Origin of the sequence: Streptomyces sp. TLI_55 (genome assembly GCF_900206255.1) — a bacterium.
Classification (GTDB): domain Bacteria; phylum Actinomycetota; class Actinomycetes; order Streptomycetales; family Streptomycetaceae; genus Streptomyces; species Streptomyces aquilus.
Window position 1 is genome coordinate 6754405 of sequence record NZ_OAOJ01000001.1, and the last position, 19085, is coordinate 6773489.

Annotated in this window: 5 protein-coding genes, 1 tRNA gene and 3 rRNA genes; 8 read left to right on the top strand and 1 reads right to left on the bottom strand. The window is 66.0% G+C overall.

Annotated elements, in window-relative coordinates:
- Window positions 1–320: 320 nt before the first annotated feature.
- From CRP56_RS31230 to CRP56_RS31250, 5 genes are all read left to right on the top strand, one after another.
- Window positions 321–1846: ribosomal RNA gene (locus CRP56_RS31230) — 16S ribosomal RNA — on the top strand.
- A gap of 310 nt (window positions 1847–2156) precedes the next feature.
- Window positions 2157–5278, top strand: a 23S ribosomal RNA gene (locus CRP56_RS31235).
- A gap of 94 nt (window positions 5279–5372) precedes the next feature.
- Window positions 5373–5489: ribosomal RNA gene (gene rrf / locus CRP56_RS31240) — 5S ribosomal RNA — on the top strand.
- Together the 16S, 23S and 5S rRNA genes form the textbook arrangement of a ribosomal RNA operon.
- A 114-nt stretch (window positions 5490–5603) precedes the next feature.
- Window positions 5604–6266 (top strand): DegT/DnrJ/EryC1/StrS family aminotransferase, encoded by a 663-nt coding sequence (locus tag CRP56_RS31245; protein WP_097269621.1) that lies wholly within the window; start codon window positions 5604–5606, stop codon window positions 6264–6266.
- Between the two features lie 76 nt (window positions 6267–6342).
- Window positions 6343–6418 (top strand) — tRNA-Thr (locus CRP56_RS31250).
- A gap of 46 nt (window positions 6419–6464) precedes the next feature.
- Here CRP56_RS31250 and CRP56_RS31255 read toward each other — a convergent pair.
- Complete coding sequence (locus CRP56_RS31255) at window positions 6465–9215, bottom strand: SpoIIE family protein phosphatase (protein ID WP_097269622.1); 2751 nt, start codon at window positions 9213–9215, stop codon at window positions 6465–6467.
- A gap of 378 nt (window positions 9216–9593) precedes the next feature.
- Here CRP56_RS31255 and CRP56_RS31265 point away from each other — a divergent pair, with 378 nt between their 5' ends.
- From CRP56_RS31265 to CRP56_RS31275, 3 genes are all read left to right on the top strand, one after another.
- On the top strand, window positions 9594–15056 hold the full coding sequence (locus CRP56_RS31265; RefSeq protein ID WP_097269625.1) for a HAMP domain-containing protein: 5463 nt from the start codon (window positions 9594–9596) through the stop codon (window positions 15054–15056).
- A gap of 442 nt (window positions 15057–15498) precedes the next feature.
- Window positions 15499–16188 (top strand): response regulator, encoded by a 690-nt coding sequence (locus CRP56_RS31270; protein WP_097269627.1) that lies wholly within the window; start codon window positions 15499–15501, stop codon window positions 16186–16188.
- A 124-nt stretch (window positions 16189–16312) separates the two neighbouring features.
- Window positions 16313–19036 carry a DNA translocase FtsK gene (locus CRP56_RS31275; RefSeq protein ID WP_097274628.1) on the top strand — a complete coding sequence of 908 codons (2724 nt, stop codon included), beginning with the start codon at window positions 16313–16315 and terminating at the stop codon, window positions 19034–19036.
- Window positions 19037–19085 lie beyond the last annotated feature (49 nt).

Below are 19085 nucleotides of genomic sequence, written 5' to 3' on the forward strand. Positions count from 1 at the left end.
AAACGCGAAAGCGGAAACCTGGAAAGCACCGAGGAAATCAGAACCGGAAACGATCTGATAGAGTCGGAAACGCAAGACCGAAGGGAAAAGCCCGGAGGAAAGCCTGAGAGAGTCTCTCGGGTGAGTACAAAGGAAGCGTCCGTTCCTTGAGAACTCAACAGCGTGCCAAAAATCAACGCCAGATTAGTTGATACCCCGTCTCCAGCCGATCGGTTGGGGCGAGGTTCCTTTGAAACAACACAGCGAGGACGCTGTGAACTGCCGGATTATTCCTCCGGTGGTTCCGCTCTCGTGGTGTTCATCCCGATTACGGGAAAACATTCACGGAGAGTTTGATCCTGGCTCAGGACGAACGCTGGCGGCGTGCTTAACACATGCAAGTCGAACGATGAACCACTTCGGTGGGGATTAGTGGCGAACGGGTGAGTAACACGTGGGCAATCTGCCCTTCACTCTGGGACAAGCCCTGGAAACGGGGTCTAATACCGGATAGCACTTCCACTCGCATGGGTGGGGGTTGAAAGCTCCGGCGGTGAAGGATGAGCCCGCGGCCTATCAGCTTGTTGGTGAGGTAACGGCTCACCAAGGCGACGACGGGTAGCCGGCCTGAGAGGGCGACCGGCCACACTGGGACTGAGACACGGCCCAGACTCCTACGGGAGGCAGCAGTGGGGAATATTGCACAATGGGCGAAAGCCTGATGCAGCGACGCCGCGTGAGGGATGACGGCCTTCGGGTTGTAAACCTCTTTCAGCAGGGAAGAAGCGAAAGTGACGGTACCTGCAGAAGAAGCGCCGGCTAACTACGTGCCAGCAGCCGCGGTAATACGTAGGGCGCAAGCGTTGTCCGGAATTATTGGGCGTAAAGAGCTCGTAGGCGGCTTGTCACGTCGGGTGTGAAAGCCCGGGGCTTAACCCCGGGTCTGCATTCGATACGGGCTAGCTAGAGTGTGGTAGGGGAGATCGGAATTCCTGGTGTAGCGGTGAAATGCGCAGATATCAGGAGGAACACCGGTGGCGAAGGCGGATCTCTGGGCCATTACTGACGCTGAGGAGCGAAAGCGTGGGGAGCGAACAGGATTAGATACCCTGGTAGTCCACGCCGTAAACGGTGGGAACTAGGTGTTGGCGACATTCCACGTCGTCGGTGCCGCAGCTAACGCATTAAGTTCCCCGCCTGGGGAGTACGGCCGCAAGGCTAAAACTCAAAGGAATTGACGGGGGCCCGCACAAGCAGCGGAGCATGTGGCTTAATTCGACGCAACGCGAAGAACCTTACCAAGGCTTGACATACACCGGAAACGGCCAGAGATGGTCGCCCCCTTGTGGTCGGTGTACAGGTGGTGCATGGCTGTCGTCAGCTCGTGTCGTGAGATGTTGGGTTAAGTCCCGCAACGAGCGCAACCCTTGTCCTGTGTTGCCAGCATGCCCTTCGGGGTGATGGGGACTCACAGGAGACCGCCGGGGTCAACTCGGAGGAAGGTGGGGACGACGTCAAGTCATCATGCCCCTTATGTCTTGGGCTGCACACGTGCTACAATGGCAGGTACAATGAGCTGCGAAACCGTGAGGTGGAGCGAATCTCAAAAAGCCTGTCTCAGTTCGGATTGGGGTCTGCAACTCGACCCCATGAAGTCGGAGTTGCTAGTAATCGCAGATCAGCATTGCTGCGGTGAATACGTTCCCGGGCCTTGTACACACCGCCCGTCACGTCACGAAAGTCGGTAACACCCGAAGCCGGTGGCCCAACCCCTTGTGGGAGGGAGCTGTCGAAGGTGGGACCAGCGATTGGGACGAAGTCGTAACAAGGTAGCCGTACCGGAAGGTGCGGCTGGATCACCTCCTTTCTAAGGAGCACTTCTAGGCAGCCGCAAGGTTGTCCAGAGGCCAGTACATCGGCGAATGTCCGATGCTGGTTGCTCATGGGTGGAACGTTGATTATTCGGCACTTTCAGTCATCTCGGGCTGCCAGTACTGCTCTTCGGAGCGTGGAACGCTGATCATGAGTGGCGAGGGTGTCGGGCACGCTGTTGGGTGTCTGAAGTAGCGGCCGTATGGCTGTACTTCGATGCCGGCCCCAGTGAACTCGCCGAGTGTGGCGGGGTGATGGGTGGCTGGTCGTTGTTTGAGAACTGCACAGTGGACGCGAGCATCTGTGGCCAAGTTTTTAAGGGCGCACGGTGGATGCCTTGGCACCAGGAACCGATGAAGGACGTGGGAGGCCACGATAGTCCCCGGGGAGTCGTCAACCAGGCTTTGATCCGGGGGTTTCCGAATGGGGAAACCCGGCAGTCGTCATGGGCTGTCACCCATACCTGAACACATAGGGTATGTGGAGGGAACGCGGGGAAGTGAAACATCTCAGTACCCGCAGGAAGAGAAAACAACCGTGATTCCGGGAGTAGTGGCGAGCGAAACCGGATGAGGCCAAACCGTATGCGTGTGAGACCCGGCAGGGGTTGCGTATACGGGGTTGTGGGATCTCTCTTCCACGGTCTGCCGGCCGTGGGACGAGTCAGAAACCGTTGATGTAGGCGAAGGACATGCGAAAGGTCCGGCGTAGAGGGTAAGACCCCCGTAGTCGAAACGTCAGCGGCTCGTTTGAGAGACACCCAAGTAGCACGGGGCCCGAGAAATCCCGTGTGAATCTGGCGGGACCACCCGCTAAGCCTAAATATTCCCTGGTGACCGATAGCGGATAGTACCGTGAGGGAATGGTGAAAAGTACCGCGGGAGCGGAGTGAAATAGTACCTGAAACCGTGTGCCTACAAGCCGTGGGAGCGTCGGAACACAGCTTGCTGTGTTCTCGTGACTGCGTGCCTTTTGAAGAATGAGCCTGCGAGTTTGCGGTGTGTTGCGAGGTTAACCCGTGTGGGGAAGCCGTAGCGAAAGCGAGTCCGAATAGGGCGGTATAGTAGCGCGCTCAAGACCCGAAGCGGAGTGATCTAGCCATGGGCAGGTTGAAGCGGAGGTAAGACTTCGTGGAGGACCGAACCCACCAGGGTTGAAAACCTGGGGGATGACCTGTGGTTAGGGGTGAAAGGCCAATCAAACTCCGTGATAGCTGGTTCTCCCCGAAATGCATTTAGGTGCAGCGTCGTGTGTTTCTTGCCGGAGGTAGAGCACTGGATAGGCGATGGGCCCTACCGGGTTACTGACCTTAGCCAAACTCCGAATGCCGGTAAGTGAGAGCGCGGCAGTGAGACTGTGGGGGATAAGCTCCATGGTCGAGAGGGAAACAGCCCAGAGCATCGACTAAGGCCCCTAAGCGTACGCTAAGTGGGAAAGGATGTGGAGTCGCACAGACAACCAGGAGGTTGGCTTAGAAGCAGCCACCCTTGAAAGAGTGCGTAATAGCTCACTGGTCTAGTGATTCCGCGCCGACAATGTAGCGGGGCTCAAGCGTACCGCCGAAGTCGTGTCATTGCAGCAATAGCCCCAACGGGTGCTGTGATGGGTAGGGGAGCGTCGTCTGCCGGGTGAAGCAGCCGCGGAAGCGAGTTGTGGACGGTTGACGAGTGAGAATGCAGGCATGAGTAGCGATTCACACGTGAGAAACGTGTGCGCCGATTGACTAAGGGTTCCTGGGTCAAGCTGATCTGCCCAGGGTAAGTCGGGACCTAAGGCGAGGCCGACAGGCGTAGTCGATGGATAACCGGTTGATATTCCGGTACCCGCTGTGAAGCGTCAAACATCGAGCATCGTGATGCTAAGGCCGTGAAGCCGCCCTGATCTCTTCGGAGTTGAGGGGAGTGGTGGAGCCGCCGAACCAAGCGGTTAGTAGGTGAGTGATGGGGTGACGCAGGAAGGTAGTCCATCCCGGGCGGTGGTTGTCCCGGGGTAAGGGTGTAGGACGCAGGGTAGGCAAATCCGCCCTGCACATAGTCTGAGACCTGATGCCGAGCCGATTGTGGTGAAGTGGATGATCCTATGCTGTCGAGAAAAGCCTCTAGCGAGTTTCATGGCGGCCCGTACCCTAAACCGACTCAGGTGGTCAGGTAGAGAATACCGAGGCGTTCGGGTGAACTATGGTTAAGGAACTCGGCAAAATGCCCCCGTAACTTCGGGAGAAGGGGGGCCATCACCGGTGAGAGGACTTGCTCCTCGAGCTGGGGGTGGCCGCAGAGACCAGCGAGAAGCGACTGTTTACTAAAAACACAGGTCCGTGCGAAGCCGTAAGGCGATGTATACGGACTGACGCCTGCCCGGTGCTGGAACGTTAAGGGGACCGGTTAGTGACCTTTCGGGGTTGCGAAGCTGAGAACTTAAGCGCCAGTAAACGGCGGTGGTAACTATAACCATCCTAAGGTAGCGAAATTCCTTGTCGGGTAAGTTCCGACCTGCACGAATGGCGTAACGACTTCTCGACTGTCTCAACCATAGGCCCGGTGAAATTGCACTACGAGTAAAGATGCTCGTTTCGCGCAGCAGGACGGAAAGACCCCGGGACCTTTACTACAGTTTGATATTGGTGTTCGGTTCGGCTTGTGTAGGATAGCTGGGAGACTGTGAAGCTCGGACGCCAGTTCGGGTGGAGTCGTCGTTGAAATACCAGTCTGGTCGTGCTGGATGTCTAACCTGGGTCCGTGATCCGGATCAGGGACAGTGTCTGATGGGTAGTTTAACTGGGGCGGTTGCCTCCTAAAGAGTAACGGAGGCGCCCAAAGGTTCCCTCAGCCTGGTTGGCAATCAGGTGTTGAGTGTAAGTGCACAAGGGAGCTTGACTGTGAGACCGACGGGTCGAGCAGGGACGAAAGTCGGGACTAGTGATCCGGCGGTGGCTTGTGGAAGCGCCGTCGCTCAACGGATAAAAGGTACCCCGGGGATAACAGGCTGATCTTCCCCAAGAGTCCATATCGACGGGATGGTTTGGCACCTCGATGTCGGCTCGTCGCATCCTGGGGCTGGAGTCGGTCCCAAGGGTTGGGCTGTTCGCCCATTAAAGCGGTACGCGAGCTGGGTTTAGAACGTCGTGAGACAGTTCGGTCCCTATCCGCTGCGCGCGCAGGAATATTGAGAAGGGCTGTCCCTAGTACGAGAGGACCGGGACGGACGAACCTCTGGTGTGCCAGTTGTTCTGCCAAGGGCATGGCTGGTTGGCTACGTTCGGGAGGGATAACCGCTGAAAGCATCTAAGCGGGAAGCCTGCTTCGAGATGAGTATTCCCACCCACTTGATGGGGTAAGGCTCCCAGTAGACGACTGGGTTGATAGGCCGGATCTGGAAGCACGGTAACGTGTGGAGGTGACCGGTACTAATAGGCCGAGGGCTTGTCCTCAGTTGCTCGCGTCCACTGTGTTGGTTCTGAAACCACGAACAGCCCCATGTCTGGTCACGGCATGGTGCGGCATTGTTTGACAGTTTCATAGTGTTTCGGTGGTCATAGCGTGAGGGAAACGCCCGGTTACATTCCGAACCCGGAAGCTAAGCCTTACAGCGCCGATGGTACTGCAGGGGGGACCCTGTGGGAGAGTAGGACGCCGCCGAACAATTCTTCAAAGGGTTGGATCCTGAACTTCGGTTCGGGGTCCAACCCTTTTTTGTTCTGCGTCACTTGAAGTTCACGTTGCGCAAGGAGCATCCGCAGCATGGGTACTGCTGCAATGCTCAGGGCCGCCGGCGTCGGAGTCGGTGACGAGGTCGTCGTACCGGCCTTCGGGAACGTCGAGGTGGCCGAGTCGGTCGTGTTGGCCGGTGCGCTTCCGGTGTTCGCCGACATAGACCCGGTGACGTACTGCCTCGACGTGGCTGCCGTCGAGGCGGCCGTAACTCCCCGGACCGCGGCCGTGGTTGTCGTACACCGGTTTGGGCGGCGGGCCGACATCTCGGCGCTGCACGGTGTCGGGCAGCGGCACGGGCTGCTGGTGCTGGAGCAGGGAGAGTCGGAGGCGCCGTACGACGAGGTGGCTCAGCGGCGGGAGCGGGCCGCCTATCTGGATGGGAAGTTGAAGGGGGTCCGGACTCCTGATGGCGGGGACGGGCACACCTATCAGCAGTACGTCGTGCGGGTGCCCGGGAACGGGCGGCCCGATCGGGATGCTTTTGCTCGGGCCTTGCGTGGGCGGGGAGTTGAGTGCCGGGTGCCGGTGAAGACACCTGTGCACCGGCTGCCCGAGTTCCGGCGGTGTGTGTCCTTGCGGGAGACCGAGCTGGCGGCGGACGAGACGCTGGCTCTGCCCGTCGACGCCTCGCTCACCAAGCGGGACATGCAGAAGGTCGTGGGCGCGTGTAATGCGCTCGGCGGGCTGCTTCAGGCCGCCTTCTGATCGGGTTTGGAAGCACGGGTCTGTTCGGGCTATGATCTATTCCGTTGCCGCGAGGGAAACCTCGGAAAAGCAACAGGCCCCCTTAGCTCAGTCGGCAGAGCGTCTCCATGGTAAGGAGAAGGTCAACGGTTCGATTCCGTTAGGGGGCTCCAACGGAAAGGCCCCGCCCTATCGGGCGGGGCCTTTTGCGTACCCTTTTCAGTCCTTGTGCAGGCCGGGGACGCGCATCGCGAGGATCGCCATGTCGTCGGACGGGGCGTCCGAGGCGAAGCGCTCGACCGCGCGCATGACGCGGGCCGCGACCGCGCCGGCCGTCAGGCCCGTGCAGGTGGTGAGGACATCGGTGAGGCCGTCGTCGCCCAGCATGCGCGTGCCCTCGCGGCGTTCGGTGACGCCGTCCGTGACACAGAGGAGGACGTCGCCCGGGTCCAGGGTGACCGACTGCTCGTACAGCTCCAGGTCCTCGATGACGCCCAGGAGCGGCTGCGGCTCGGCGGCCGGTTCGACCGTGCCGTCCTGGCGCAGGCGGAGCGGGAGGGGGTGGCCGGCGCAGACGACCTTCATCTCGGCGCTGCCGTCCTCCTGGGGGCGCATCTCGCCGTAGAGGAGGGTCAGGAAGCGGCTGCGGGCGCCCTCGTCGAGGATCGCGGAGTTGAGGCGCTCCAGGACCGCCGGGCCCGACAGGCCCTCCCTGGCGAGCAGGCGCAGGGCGTGCCGGGCGAGGCCCGTCACCGCCGCCGCGTGGGGGCCCGTACCGCAGACGTCGCCGATGGCGAAGCCGTAGACGCCGTCGCGGATGGGGAAGACGTCGTAGAAGTCACCACCGACCTCGTTGCCCTCGCCGGCCGCGCGGTAGATGACCTCGACCTCGATGCCCTCGATCGCGGGCTGCTCGGGGGGCAGGAGGCTGCGCTGGAGGGACTGGCTGATGGCGGTGCGCTCGGAGTAGAGGCGGGCGTTGTCGAGGGCCAGGGCGGCCCTGCGGCTCAAGTCCTCGGCCAGTTCCAGGATTTCCTGGCGGAAGTGTTCGTCGGTGGGCTTGCCGAGGGTCAGCATGCCGATGACGCGGTTGCGGGCGACGAGGGGGAGGACCACTGTTTCGCCGCCCACCGCGGACGCGGTGGCCAGGGTGGGGCCGATGCCTGAGCTGAGGCGGCCGATCGGCTCGCCCAGGCCGAGGCTGCGCATGGAGGTGCGCAGGGCCGCCTGGTGGGCCGCCTCGGCGGGCGCCGACCAGACGCGGGCGCCCGGGGTGGGGACCGGGTCGGGCGGGGAGATCTTCGAGAGCAACGACTTGATGCCGTCGATGAGTTCCTCGTCCTCGTGGAGGACGTACGACAGGTACGGCTCCGAGGCCTGGTCGGCGATCGTGTAGACCGCGCACCAGGTGGCGAGGGTCGGGACCGTCATCTGGGCCATCAGGGCCAGCGTCTGGTCGCGGTCCAGGGTGCCGGCGAGGAGGTCGGAGGCCTCGACCAGGAAGCTGAGAGAGCCTCGGCGCAGGCGCTCCAGTTCGCCGAGGCGGGCCGATTCCACTGCCAACGCGATGCGGTCGGCGGCGAATTGGAGGCGCAGGGCCTCTTCGTTCGAGTATCTGCCGGGGGCCTCGGCGGCGACGCCCAGGGAGCCGGTGAGGCGGCCCTCGACCTTCAGGGGGACCGTGACGACCGAGCGCATGCCGGTGCCGCTGAGGAGGGGGACCGCGCCCGGGACCGCCGACAGGTCGTCGTGGACGGCCGGCATGCGCGCCGAGCCGTAGCGGCCGGGGCCCGCTTCGACGGGCACGCGCGCGAAGCGCTGGCGGGCGGAGGGGAGGCCGGTGGAGGCGCGGACCTCCAACTCCGTTTCGTCGTCGGTCGCGAGGAGCAGGAAGGCGGAGTCGCCGTCGAGCATGTCGCGGGCGCGCTCCACCGTGCGCTGGAGGAGGCCGTCGAGGTCGTCCGGGGCCGGGGAGCCGATGAACACCTCGAAGGGGTCGGCGCTCTGGCCGTCGGCGGTGCCGGACGCGTCGGACGCGGGGATGCGCAACGGCGTCTGGAGGACCGCGCGTTCGTGGTCGCGGACCAGAAGGCAGACCGTGGAGGGCTCGCCGCCGGTGTCGCGGACGCGGAGGTGGGAGGCGTACACCGGGGTGACGCGGCCGTTGGCGCCGCGGATGCCGTAACTGCCTTCCCAGCGCGAGAGCTGGAGGGCCTCGGCGATGCCGGTGCTGGTGCCCGGGGTGTGCGGCCAGGCCGCGAGGTCGGTCAGGGGCTTGCCGGTGACCTGTTCGGCCGGGTAGCCGAAGAGTTCCTCCGCGTCCTCGTTCCAGGCCGTGATGGCCGCCGTACGGTCGATCTGGACGACCGCCACGCGGACGCGGCCGTCGGCGAGGGGGAGGAGGTCGGCGGGGAGGGACGGGCCGGCGGCGCGGGTGCCCACCGGGCGCTCGGGGAGGTCGAGCTGGAACCAGACCTGCTTGTGCGTGGGCGTGTAGTCGACGCCCCAGCGGGCTGCCAGGGCGGCGCACAGCTGGAGTCCGCGGCCGCCCTCGCGGTCGGGGCTGCCCATGGTGGCGGGGTGGCCCTGGAGAGGGATCTCGCGTTCGGGATAGCGGTCGGCGACCTCGATCCGTACGCCGTCGTCGCTGCGTAGACACAGGACGTCCGCGGCGGTGCCCGCGTGGACCACGGCGTTCGTCACGAGTTCGCTGGTGAGGACCACCGCGTCGTCGACGATGTCCGCGAAGCCCCAGCCCTGGAGTGTGTCGCGGACGAAGGAGCGGGCGCTCGCGACCGATCGCCCGACGGGCTCGAAGCTGGCGGCCGCGCGCGCGGTGATCACTGAACTCCTCGGCCTGTTGTCGACGTGCTGGGCTGCGTGGCCGACCGGCTCGTGCCGCTGATGCGGCAGGCCGCCCGTCGGCCGGGGGTCCGGGGGCTGTCCCCCGGGGATCACTCCGGTGGTCATGTGTGCGGCCGCCCTCCGATGCCCGCTCGTTCTCGTGCCACCGCCCATGCCGGACGGACCGGTGCGGCTGGACAGCCGCATGCAAGGTTACTTACCTTCGCCGTCCGTGCGGATGCCGGTCACCAGTGTTTCCGTCCGGAGGGTGTGCGGACGATGTGCGAAGCTGCCGAACTGTTATGGCCGGGTTCAGCCAGGGTGAAACACTGGGCAAGCTTCTTGTGAAGGTCCGGGCAGGCCGGGTGTCATCTGCCGCGAGTGGGCAGCAGCCCGTGATGCGGCCTGGTATATCCGGCACGGATGCACAGCAGCATTAACTGGTACGTCGGGCAGTAGTACCGGAGCACAGCAGTAACGGTCGACCCCTGCGGGAGGGACACAGTGGAGTCTGGCGCAGCGACGCGGGGCACGAAGACGCGCGCGAAAGGCGGACAGTCCCTGAACAACCAGCGCAAACCGCGCGGTGGGACCACCGCGGTGGACACGGCCGCCCTGAACCGACTGCTGGCGGCCCTGGTGTCGATGCGGGACGGGAACTTCCGCAAGCGGCTCACGGTGTCCGGCGACGGCGTGCTGTCCGAGATCGCGGCGGTCTACAACGAGGTGGCCGACCGTAATCTGCATCTCACGGGCGAGCTGTCCCGGGTGCGACGGATGGTGGGCCGTGAGGGCAAGCTCACAGAACGGCTGGAAATCGGCGCCTGTGAGGGGTCGTGGCTGACGGCCATCGACGCCTCCAACGCGCTGGTCGACGATCTCGTACGACCTGTCTCCGAGGTCGGCCGGGTGCTCTCCGCGGTCGCGGAGGGTGACCTGTCGCCGCGTATGGAGTTGCGGACGCAGGCGCCGGACGGGAACGGGCATCCGCTGCGCGGGGAGTTCCTGAAGGTCGGGCGGACTGTCAACAATCTGGTCGACCAGCTGTCGACGTTCACTGACGAGGTCACGCGCGTGGCCAGCGAGGTGGGCACCGAGGGCAAGCTGGGCGGGCAGGCCAAGGTGCGCGGGATGTCGGGTTCTTGGAAGGACCTGACGGATTCGGTCAACACCATGGCGTACCGGCTGACGGCTCAGGTGCGGGACATCGCGCTGGTGACGACGGCCGTGGCCAAGGGTGATCTGTCCCGCAAGGTCACCGTGCACGTGGCCGGCGAGATGCTGGAGCTGAAGAACACTGTCAACACGATGGTGGACCAGCTGTCGTCCTTCTCCTCCGAGGTGACCCGCGTCGCGCGCGAGGTGGGCGTCGAGGGCGAGCTCGGCGGTCAGGCGCAGGTGCCCGGAGTGGCCGGCGTGTGGAAGGACCTCACCGATTCGGTGAACCTGATGGCCGGCAATCTGACGGCCCAGGTGCGCGGGATCGCCCAGGTGACTACGGCCGTGGCCAACGGTGATCTGTCGCAGAAGGTGACCGTGTCGGCGCGGGGCGAGGTCGCCCAGCTCGCGGACACGATCAACCAGATGACCGAGACGCTGCGGATCTTCGCGGACGAGGTCACGCGCGTGGCCAACGAGGTCGGTGCCGAGGGGCAGCTCGGCGGGCAGGCGAACGTGCCGGGTGCGGCGGGGACGTGGAAGGACCTCACCGATTCGGTGAACACGGTCTTCCGGAACCTGACCATCCAGGTGCGGGACATCGCGGCCGTGACGACCGCCGTGGCCAGCGGTGACCTGTCGCAGAAGGTCACGGTCGACGTGGCCGGCGAGATGCTGGAGCTGAAGAACACCGTCAACGGGATGGTGGACCAGCTGTCGTCGTTCGGTGCCGAGGTCACGCGCGTGGCGCGCGAGGTCGGCGTCGAGGGTGAGCTGGGCGGTCAGGCACAGGTGCCCGGGGCCGCCGGCACCTGGAAGGACCTCACGGACTCCGTCAACACGGCGTTCCGGAACCTCACCGGACAGGTGAGGAACATCGCTCAGGTGACCACGGCCGTGGCCAACGGTGACCTGTCGCAGAAGGTCACCGTGGACGTCTCCGGCGAGATGCTCCAGCTGAAGAACACCGTGAACACGATGGTGGACCAGCTGTCGGCGTTCGCGGACCAGGTGACGCGGATGGCCCGGGACGTGGGCACCGAGGGCCGCCTGGGCGGTCAGGCCGTCGTACCCGGTGTGTCGGGTACGTGGAAGGAGCTCACCGACTCCGTCAACTTCATGGGTGGCAACCTCACCTCTCAGGTGCGGCAGATCGCCCAGGTGACGACCGCGGTGGCCCAGGGTGACCTGTCCCAGAAGATCGACGTCGACGCGCGCGGCGAGATCCTGGAGCTGAAGAACACCATCAACACGATGGTCGACCAGCTGTCCGCGTTCGCGGAGCAGGTGACCCGGGTGGCCCGCGAGGTGGGCACCGAGGGCCGCCTCGGCGGTCAGGCGCAGGTGCCCGGCGTCGCCGGTGTGTGGCGGGACCTCACGGACTCCGTGAACGGCATGGCGTCCAACCTCACCGGCCAGGTGCGCAACATCGCGCAGGTCGCCACCGCGGTGGCCCGGGGTGACCTGTCCCAGAAGATCACCGTGGACGCGCGCGGCGAGATCCTGGAGCTGAAGAACACCCTGAACACGATGGTCGACCAGCTGTCGTCCTTCGCCGAAGAGGTCACGCGCGTGGCGCGCGAGGTGGGTACCGAGGGCATCCTCGGCGGCCAGGCCGAGGTGCAGGGGGTCTCCGGCACCTGGAAGGACCTCACGCAGTCCGTGAACTTCATGGCGAACAACCTGACCATTCAGGTGCGCAACATCGCCGAGGTCACGACCGCGGTCGCCAAGGGCGACCTGTCGAAGAAGATCACCGTCGACGCCAAGGGCGAGATCCTCGAACTCGTCAGCACCGTCAACACGATGGTGGACCAGCTGTCGTCCTTCGCCGAGCAGGTGACCCGGGTGGCCCGCGAGGTGGGCACCGAGGGCATCCTGGGCGGCCAGGCCCATGTGCCGGGTGTCGTCGGCATCTGGAAGGACCTCAGCGACAACGTGAACCTGATGGCCAACAACCTGACCATGCAGGTGCGGAACATCTCCCAGGTGGCGTCCGCGGTCGCCAACGGCGACCTGACGCGGACGGTGACGATCGAGGCGCGCGGTGAGGTCGCGCAGCTCGCCGACACCTTCAACACCATGGTGAAGACGCTGAGTTCGTTCGCCGACCAGGTCACCAAGGTGGCCCGCGAGGTGGGTACGGACGGCATCCTCGGCGGACAGGCGCGGGTGCCCGGTGTGGCCGGTACCTGGAAGGACCTCACCGAGTCCGTGAACCAGATGGCGTCCAACCTGACCGGTCAGGTGCGGAACATCGCCATGGTGACCACGGCCATCGCCAAGGGTGACCTGACGAAGAAGATCGACATCGACGCGCGCGGCGAGATCCTGGAGCTGAAGACGACCATCAACACGATGGTCGACCAGCTCTCCTCCTTCGCCGAGGAGGTCACCCGGGTCGCCCGCGAGGTGGGCACCGAAGGACAGCTCGGGGGCCAGGCACGCGTGCGTGACGTCGACGGCACCTGGCGGGACCTCACCGAGTCCGTGAACGAGATGGCCGGGAACCTGACCCGGCAGGTGCGTGCCATCGCGCGCGTGGCGACCGCGGTGACCCGTGGCGACCTGAACCTGAAGATCGACGTGGACGCGTCCGGGGAGATCCAGGAACTCCAGGACTACATCAACAAGATGATCGCCAACCTGCGCGACACCACGATCGCCAACAAGGAGCAGGACTGGCTCAAGGGCAACCTGGCCCGCATCTCCGCGCTGATGCAGGGCCGCCGCGACCTCGCGGACGTCGCCTCGCTGATCATGAGCGAGCTGACGCCGGTCGTCTCCGCGCAGCACGGCGCGTTCTTCCTCGCGATGCCCCTGGTCGACGGCAAGGACGCCGGCGCCGACCAGGAGGACTCGTACGAACTGCGCATGCTCGGCTCGTACGGCTACTCCATGGGCTCCATGCCGACGTCCTTCCGGCCGGGGGAGGCGCTCATCGGGACGGCCGCGCAGGAGAAGCGCACGATCCTCGTGGAGAACGCGCCCAGCGGCTATCTGAAGATCTCCTCCGGGCTCGGCGAGGCGCCTCCGGCGCAAGTGATCGTCCTTCCGGTGCTGTTCGAGGGCCAGGTGCTCGGTGTGATCGAGCTGGCCTCCTTCACTCCCTTCACGCAGATCCAGAAGGATTTCCTCAACCAGATCGCCGAGATGATCGCGACCAGCGTCAACACCATCTCCGTGAACACCAAGACCGAGGTGCTGCTGAAGCAGTCGCAGGAGCTGACCGAGCAACTCCGGGAGCGGTCGGCCGAGTTGGAGAACCGGCAGAAGGCCCTCCAGGCGTCCAACGCCGAACTGGAGGAGAAGGCCGAGCTGCTGGCCCAGCAGAACCGCGACATCGAGGTCAAGAACACCGAGATCGAGGAGGCGCGGCAGGTCCTGGAGGAGCGGGCCGAGCAACTCGCCGTGTCCATGCGGTACAAGAGCGAGTTCCTGGCCAACATGTCGCACGAGCTGCGCACGCCGCTCAACTCGCTGCTGATCCTGGCCAAGCTGCTCGCCGACAACGCGGACTCCAACCTCACCCCGAAGCAGGTGGAGTTCGCCGAGACCATCCACGGGGCCGGCTCCGACCTGCTCCAGCTCATCAACGACATCCTCGACCTGTCGAAGGTCGAGGCGGGCAAGATGGACGTCTCCCCGACGCGCATCGCGCTGGTCCAGCTCGTCGACTACGTGGAGGCCACCTTCCGGCCGCTGACCGCGGAGAAGGGCCTGGACCTGTCCGTACGGGTGTCGCCGGAGCTGCCCGCCACGCTGCACACCGACGAGCAGCGGCTGCTCCAGGTGCTGCGCAACCTGCTGTCCAACGCGGTGAAGTTCACCGACTCCGGGGCGGTGGAGCTGGTCATCCGGCCCGCCGGGCGGGATGTGCCGAACGCGATCCGCGAACAGCTCCTGGAGACCGGTTCGCTCCGGGACCCGGACGCCGGTCTGATCGCGTTCTCCGTCACCGACACCGGGATCGGGATCGCGGCCAGCAAGATGCGGGTGATCTTCGAGGCGTTCAAGCAGGCGGACGGCACGACCAGCCGCAAGTACGGCGGTACGGGCCTCGGGCTGTCCATCTCGCGAGAGATCGCCCAGCTGCTCGGCGGCGAGATCCACGCCCAGAGCGAGCCCGGGCGCGGCTCGACGTTCACGCTGTATTTGCCGCTGCACCCGAGCGAACTGCCGCCGCAGGGCTATCAGCAGCCCATGCCCGCCCTGGAGGCGGGTGAGCTGCTCGCCTCGGAGAGCAACGGGCTGTCCGAGGTGGAGGTCGAGACGCCGGCCGAGGTGCGGTCGTACCAGGAGACGCAGAACGGTGCCGCCGCGCTGTTCCGGCGCCGCCGCCGGACCCTGCCGGAGCTGGAACAGCGGCCCGAGGAGCGGTGGTCCGCGACCGAGCAGAACCCGGCGACGGAGGTGCGGCGCGGTATCCGGTTCGGCGGCGAGAAGGTGCTCATCGTCGACGACGACATCCGCAACGTCTTCGCGCTCACCAGCGTCCTGGAACAGCACGGGCTGTCCGTGCTGTACGCCGAGAACGGCCGCGAGGGCATCGAGGTGCTGGAGCAGCACGACGACGTCACGGTCGTGCTCATGGACATCATGATGCCGGAGATGGACGGGTACGCGACGACGACGGCGATCCGCAGGATGCCGCAGTTCGCGGGCCTGCCGATCATCGCGCTGACCGCGAAGGCGATGAAGGGCGACCGGGAGAAGGCGATCGAGTCGGGCGCCTCCGACTACGTGACCAAGCCGGTCGACCCCGATCACCTGCTCGCGGTCATGGAGCAGTGGATGCGGGGCGCGTGACGGGGCCGGTGCGGGGCCGCGGGGCGCGGGGCCCGTGCGGATCGTGTGGCGGGACCCGTGGGGGGCCTGCGCGGATCGCGTGGCGCGGGACCCGTGCGGGGCGCGCCGCGTGGAAGCGGTGCGGGAATTGTGAGGGGTGCGTGTCGGGGCGGCGTGAGGGTCGCGTGACCGGACGGGTCGGACTTCGCGGGGATGCCGGGGGAACCTTCTGTGTTCACGCGGAGTTGCTGACTCAGTGTGCTCGAAGCCGTGTAGAAGTACGGGATTCGGGGAACCTTCTGGTCCCCGCTTGCGTTTCTGCTACGTGCACAGTGACATCGCGGTGACAGGGTGTGGCGACGGGCGGGGTGCGGCTACCATGACCGGCACAAGGACGGGCGGCGAAAGGGAGTCGTCCTCAGGGGCGGCGCCCGGTGCACATCCGGGGCGAGGAGGGCGGGCCATGGTGCAGAAGGCCAAGATCCTCCTGGTCGATGACCGGCCGGAGAATCTGCTGGCGCTGGAGGCCATCCTCTCCGCGCTCGATCAGACACTGGTGCGGGCATCGAGCGGGGAGGAAGCGCTCAAAGCGCTGCTCACTGACGACTTCGCGGTCATTCTGCTGGACGTCCAGATGCCGGGCATGGACGGCTTCGAGACCGCCGCACACATCAAGCGGCGGGAGCGCACCCGGGACATCCCGATCATCTTCCTCACCGCGATCAACCACGGCCCGCACCACACGTTCCGTGGTTACGCGGCCGGCGCGGTCGACTACATCTCCAAGCCCTTCGACCCGTGGGTGCTGCGTGCGAAGGTCTCCGTCTTCGTCGAGCTCTACATGAAGAACTGCCAGCTGCGGGAGCAGGCGGCGCTGCTGCGGCTCCAGTTGGAGGGCGGCACCGGCGGCAAGGCCCCGGCGGCCGGCGAGTCGAAGGAGCCGGCGGGACTGCTCGCCGAGCTGTCCGCGCGGCTCGCCGCGGTCGAGGAGCAGGCCGAGGCGCTGTCCAAGCAGCTCGACGACGAGTCGGCGGACGCGGCGGCCGTCGCCACGGCGGCGCATCTCGAACGCAAACTGACCGGTTTGCGGCGGGCGCTGGACGCGCTGGAGCCGGGCGCCGGTAGCACGTCGTCGGTGCCTTCCCAGAACTGAGGCGCCGGCACGACTCAGTTGTGCGTGAGCACACGTCAGTTTCCTGCCCCCGCAAGGGCGACACGAACGGGTGAAGCACCCGCCACACGTGTCCGTCGTCGCCTCCACCGGTAACCTCACCTCTATGGCCTCACGTCCCTCCGCTGCCAAGAAGCAGCCCGCGAAGAAGGCGGCGGCTCCGGCGAAGAAGGCCGCCGCGAAAAAGGCTCCGGCGAAGAAGGCGCCCGCCAGGAAGGCCGCGGCGAAGAAGGCCGCGCCGCCTCCGCGGCCGGCGCCGAACCCGACCGGCGGCATCTACAAGCTCGTGCGCGCCGTCTGGCTGGGCATGGCGCACGCCGTGGGCGCGGTGTTCCGCGGCATAGGGAACGGCGCGAAGAACCTCGACCCGGCGCACCGCAAGGACGGCGTCGCGCTGCTGCTGCTCGGCCTCGCGCTGATCTGCGCGGCCGGTACCTGGTCGAACCTGCGCGGCCCGGTCGGCGACCTCGTCGAGATCATCGTGACCGGCGCCTTCGGCCGCCTGGACCTGCTCGTGCCGATACTGCTCGCGGTCATCGCCGCGCGCTTCATCCGGCACCCCGAGCAGCCCGAGGCCAACGGCCGGATCGTCATCGGCCTGTCCGCACTCGTCATCGGCGTGCTCGGACAGGTCCACATCGCATGCGGCGCACCCGCTCGCAGCGACGGCATGCAGGCCATAAGGGACGCCGGCGGACTCATCGGCTGGGGCGCGGCGACTCCGCTGACGTACACCATGGGCGAGGTCCTCGCCGTACCGCTGCTCGTGCTGCTCACCGTCTTCGGACTGCTCGTCGTCACGGCCACGCCGGTCAACGCCATTCCGCGGCGGCTGCGGGAGCTCGGCGTGCGACTCGGGGTGGTGCACGACCCGGCCTTGGACGAGTTCGACGAGTTCTCCGCGGACGACGAGCGCTACGACGAGCAGTGGCGCGAGGCGCTGCCCGCACGCGCGCGTAAGCGCGCTTCGGCGCCCGAGGCGTACGACCCCGACAGCGCCGAGCAGGAGGCCCTCTCGCGGCGTCGTGGCCGCCCCAGGCGCTCCGCGGTCCCGCAGCCCGACATGGACCGGCAGATGGACGCTGTGGACGTCGCCGCGGCCGCCGCTGCCGCGCTCGACGGTGCCGTGCTGCACGGCATGCCGCCGTCGCCGATCGTCGCCGACCTCACCCAGGGGGTCAGCGTCGGGGACCGCGAGGACACCACGCCCACGCCGGTACCGACGCCGAGCCCGGTGCCGGCGCCCGCCGCGCGTCCCAAGCAGGAGAAGCTGAAGGTCGAGGTCGCGGACCTAACCAAGCCCGCGCCCGAGGCGCCCGACGACCTGCCGCCGCGTGCCGAGCAGCTTCAGCTGTCCGGCGACATCACGTACTCCCTGCCGTCGCTCGACCTGCTGGAGCGCGGCGGACCCGGCAAGACGCGCAGCGCCGCCAACGACGCGGTCGTCGCCTCGCTGCAGAACGTCTTCATGGAGTTCAAGGTCGACGCGGCCGTCACCGGCTTCACGCGCGGGCCGACGGTCACGCGCTACGAGGTCGAGCTCGGCCCCGCCGTGAAGGTCGAGCGGATCACCGCGCTGACCAAGAACATCGCGTACGCCGTCGCCAGTCCCGACGTACGGATCATCTCGCCGATCCCTGGCAAGTCCGCGGTCGGCATCGAGATCCCGAACACCGACCGCGAGATGGTCAACCTGGGTGACGTGCTGCGGCTGGCCGCGGCGGCAGAGGACGACCATCCGATGCTGGTGGCGCTCGGCAAGGACGTCGAGGGCGGCTATGTGATGGCCAACCTCGCGAAGATGCCGCACGTGCTCGTCGCCGGAGCCACTGGTTCCGGTAAGTCGTCGTGCATTAACTGCTTGATCACTTCCATCATGGTCCGCGCGACCCCCGAGGACGTGCGGATGGTCCTGGTGGACCCCAAGCGCGTCGAGCTGACGGCGTACGAGGGCATTCCGCACCTGATCACGCCGATCATCACCAACCCCAAGCGGGCCGCCGAGGCGCTCCAGTGGGTCGTACGGGAGATGGATCTTCGGTACGACGACCTTGCGGCGTTCGGCTACCGGCACATCGACGACTTCAACCAGGCCATCCGCGACGGCAAGCTCAAGACGCCGGAAGGCAGCGAGCGGGAGCTGAAGACCTACCCGTATCTGCTGGTGATCGTCGACGAGCTCGCCGACCTGATGATGGTCGCGCCGCGCGACGTCGAGGACTCGATCGTGCGCATCACGCAGCTCGCGCGCGCGGCCGGCATCCACCTGGTGCTCGCCACGCAGCGGCCGTCGGTCGACGTCGTCACCGGTCTGATCAAGGCCAACGTGCCCTCGCGGCTCGCCTTCGCCACCTCGTCCCTCGCCGACTCCCGGGTCATCCTCGACCAGCCCGGCGCCGAGAAGCTGATCGGCAAGGGCGACGGGCTCTTCCTGCCGATGGGCGCCAACAAGCCCACCCGTATGCAGGGCGCCTTCGTCACCGAGGACGAGGTCGCGGCCGTCGTCCAGCACTGCAAGGACCAGATGGCGCCCGTCTTCCGGGACGACGTCACCGTGGGCACCAAGCAGAAGAAGGAGATCGACGAGGAGATCGGCGACGACCTGGACCTGCTGTGCCAGGCGGCCGAGCTGGTGGTCTCCACGCAGTTCGGCTCGACCTCCATGCTTCAGCGCAAGCTGCGGGTCGGGTTCGCCAAGGCGGGGCGTCTGATGGACCTGATGGAGTCGCGCGGGATCGTCGGGCCGAGTGAGGGATCCAAGGCGCGTGACGTTCTTGTGAAGGCTGATGAGCTGGATGGCGTGCTCGCGGTGATCCGCGGGGAGGCTTAAGGGGACGTCGCCTCCGGAAACGGGGCGCAAGGGTCACCTCGCGGGCGGG

What these genes read in the sequence shown, in the direction of transcription:
- CRP56_RS31275 (WP_097274628.1), top strand. Translation starts at nt 16,313, where the DNA reads ATGGCCTCACGTCCCTCCGCTGCCAAGAAGCAGCCCGCGAAGAAGGCG.
- CRP56_RS31270 (WP_097269627.1), top strand. Translation starts at nt 15,499, where the DNA reads ATGGTGCAGAAGGCCAAGATCCTCCTGGTCGATGACCGGCCGGAGAAT.
- CRP56_RS31255 (WP_097269622.1), bottom strand. Translation starts at nt 9,215, where the DNA reads ATGACCACCGGAGTGATCCCCGGGGGACAGCCCCCGGACCCCCGGCCG.
- CRP56_RS31245 (WP_097269621.1), top strand. Translation starts at nt 5,604, where the DNA reads ATGCTCAGGGCCGCCGGCGTCGGAGTCGGTGACGAGGTCGTCGTACCG.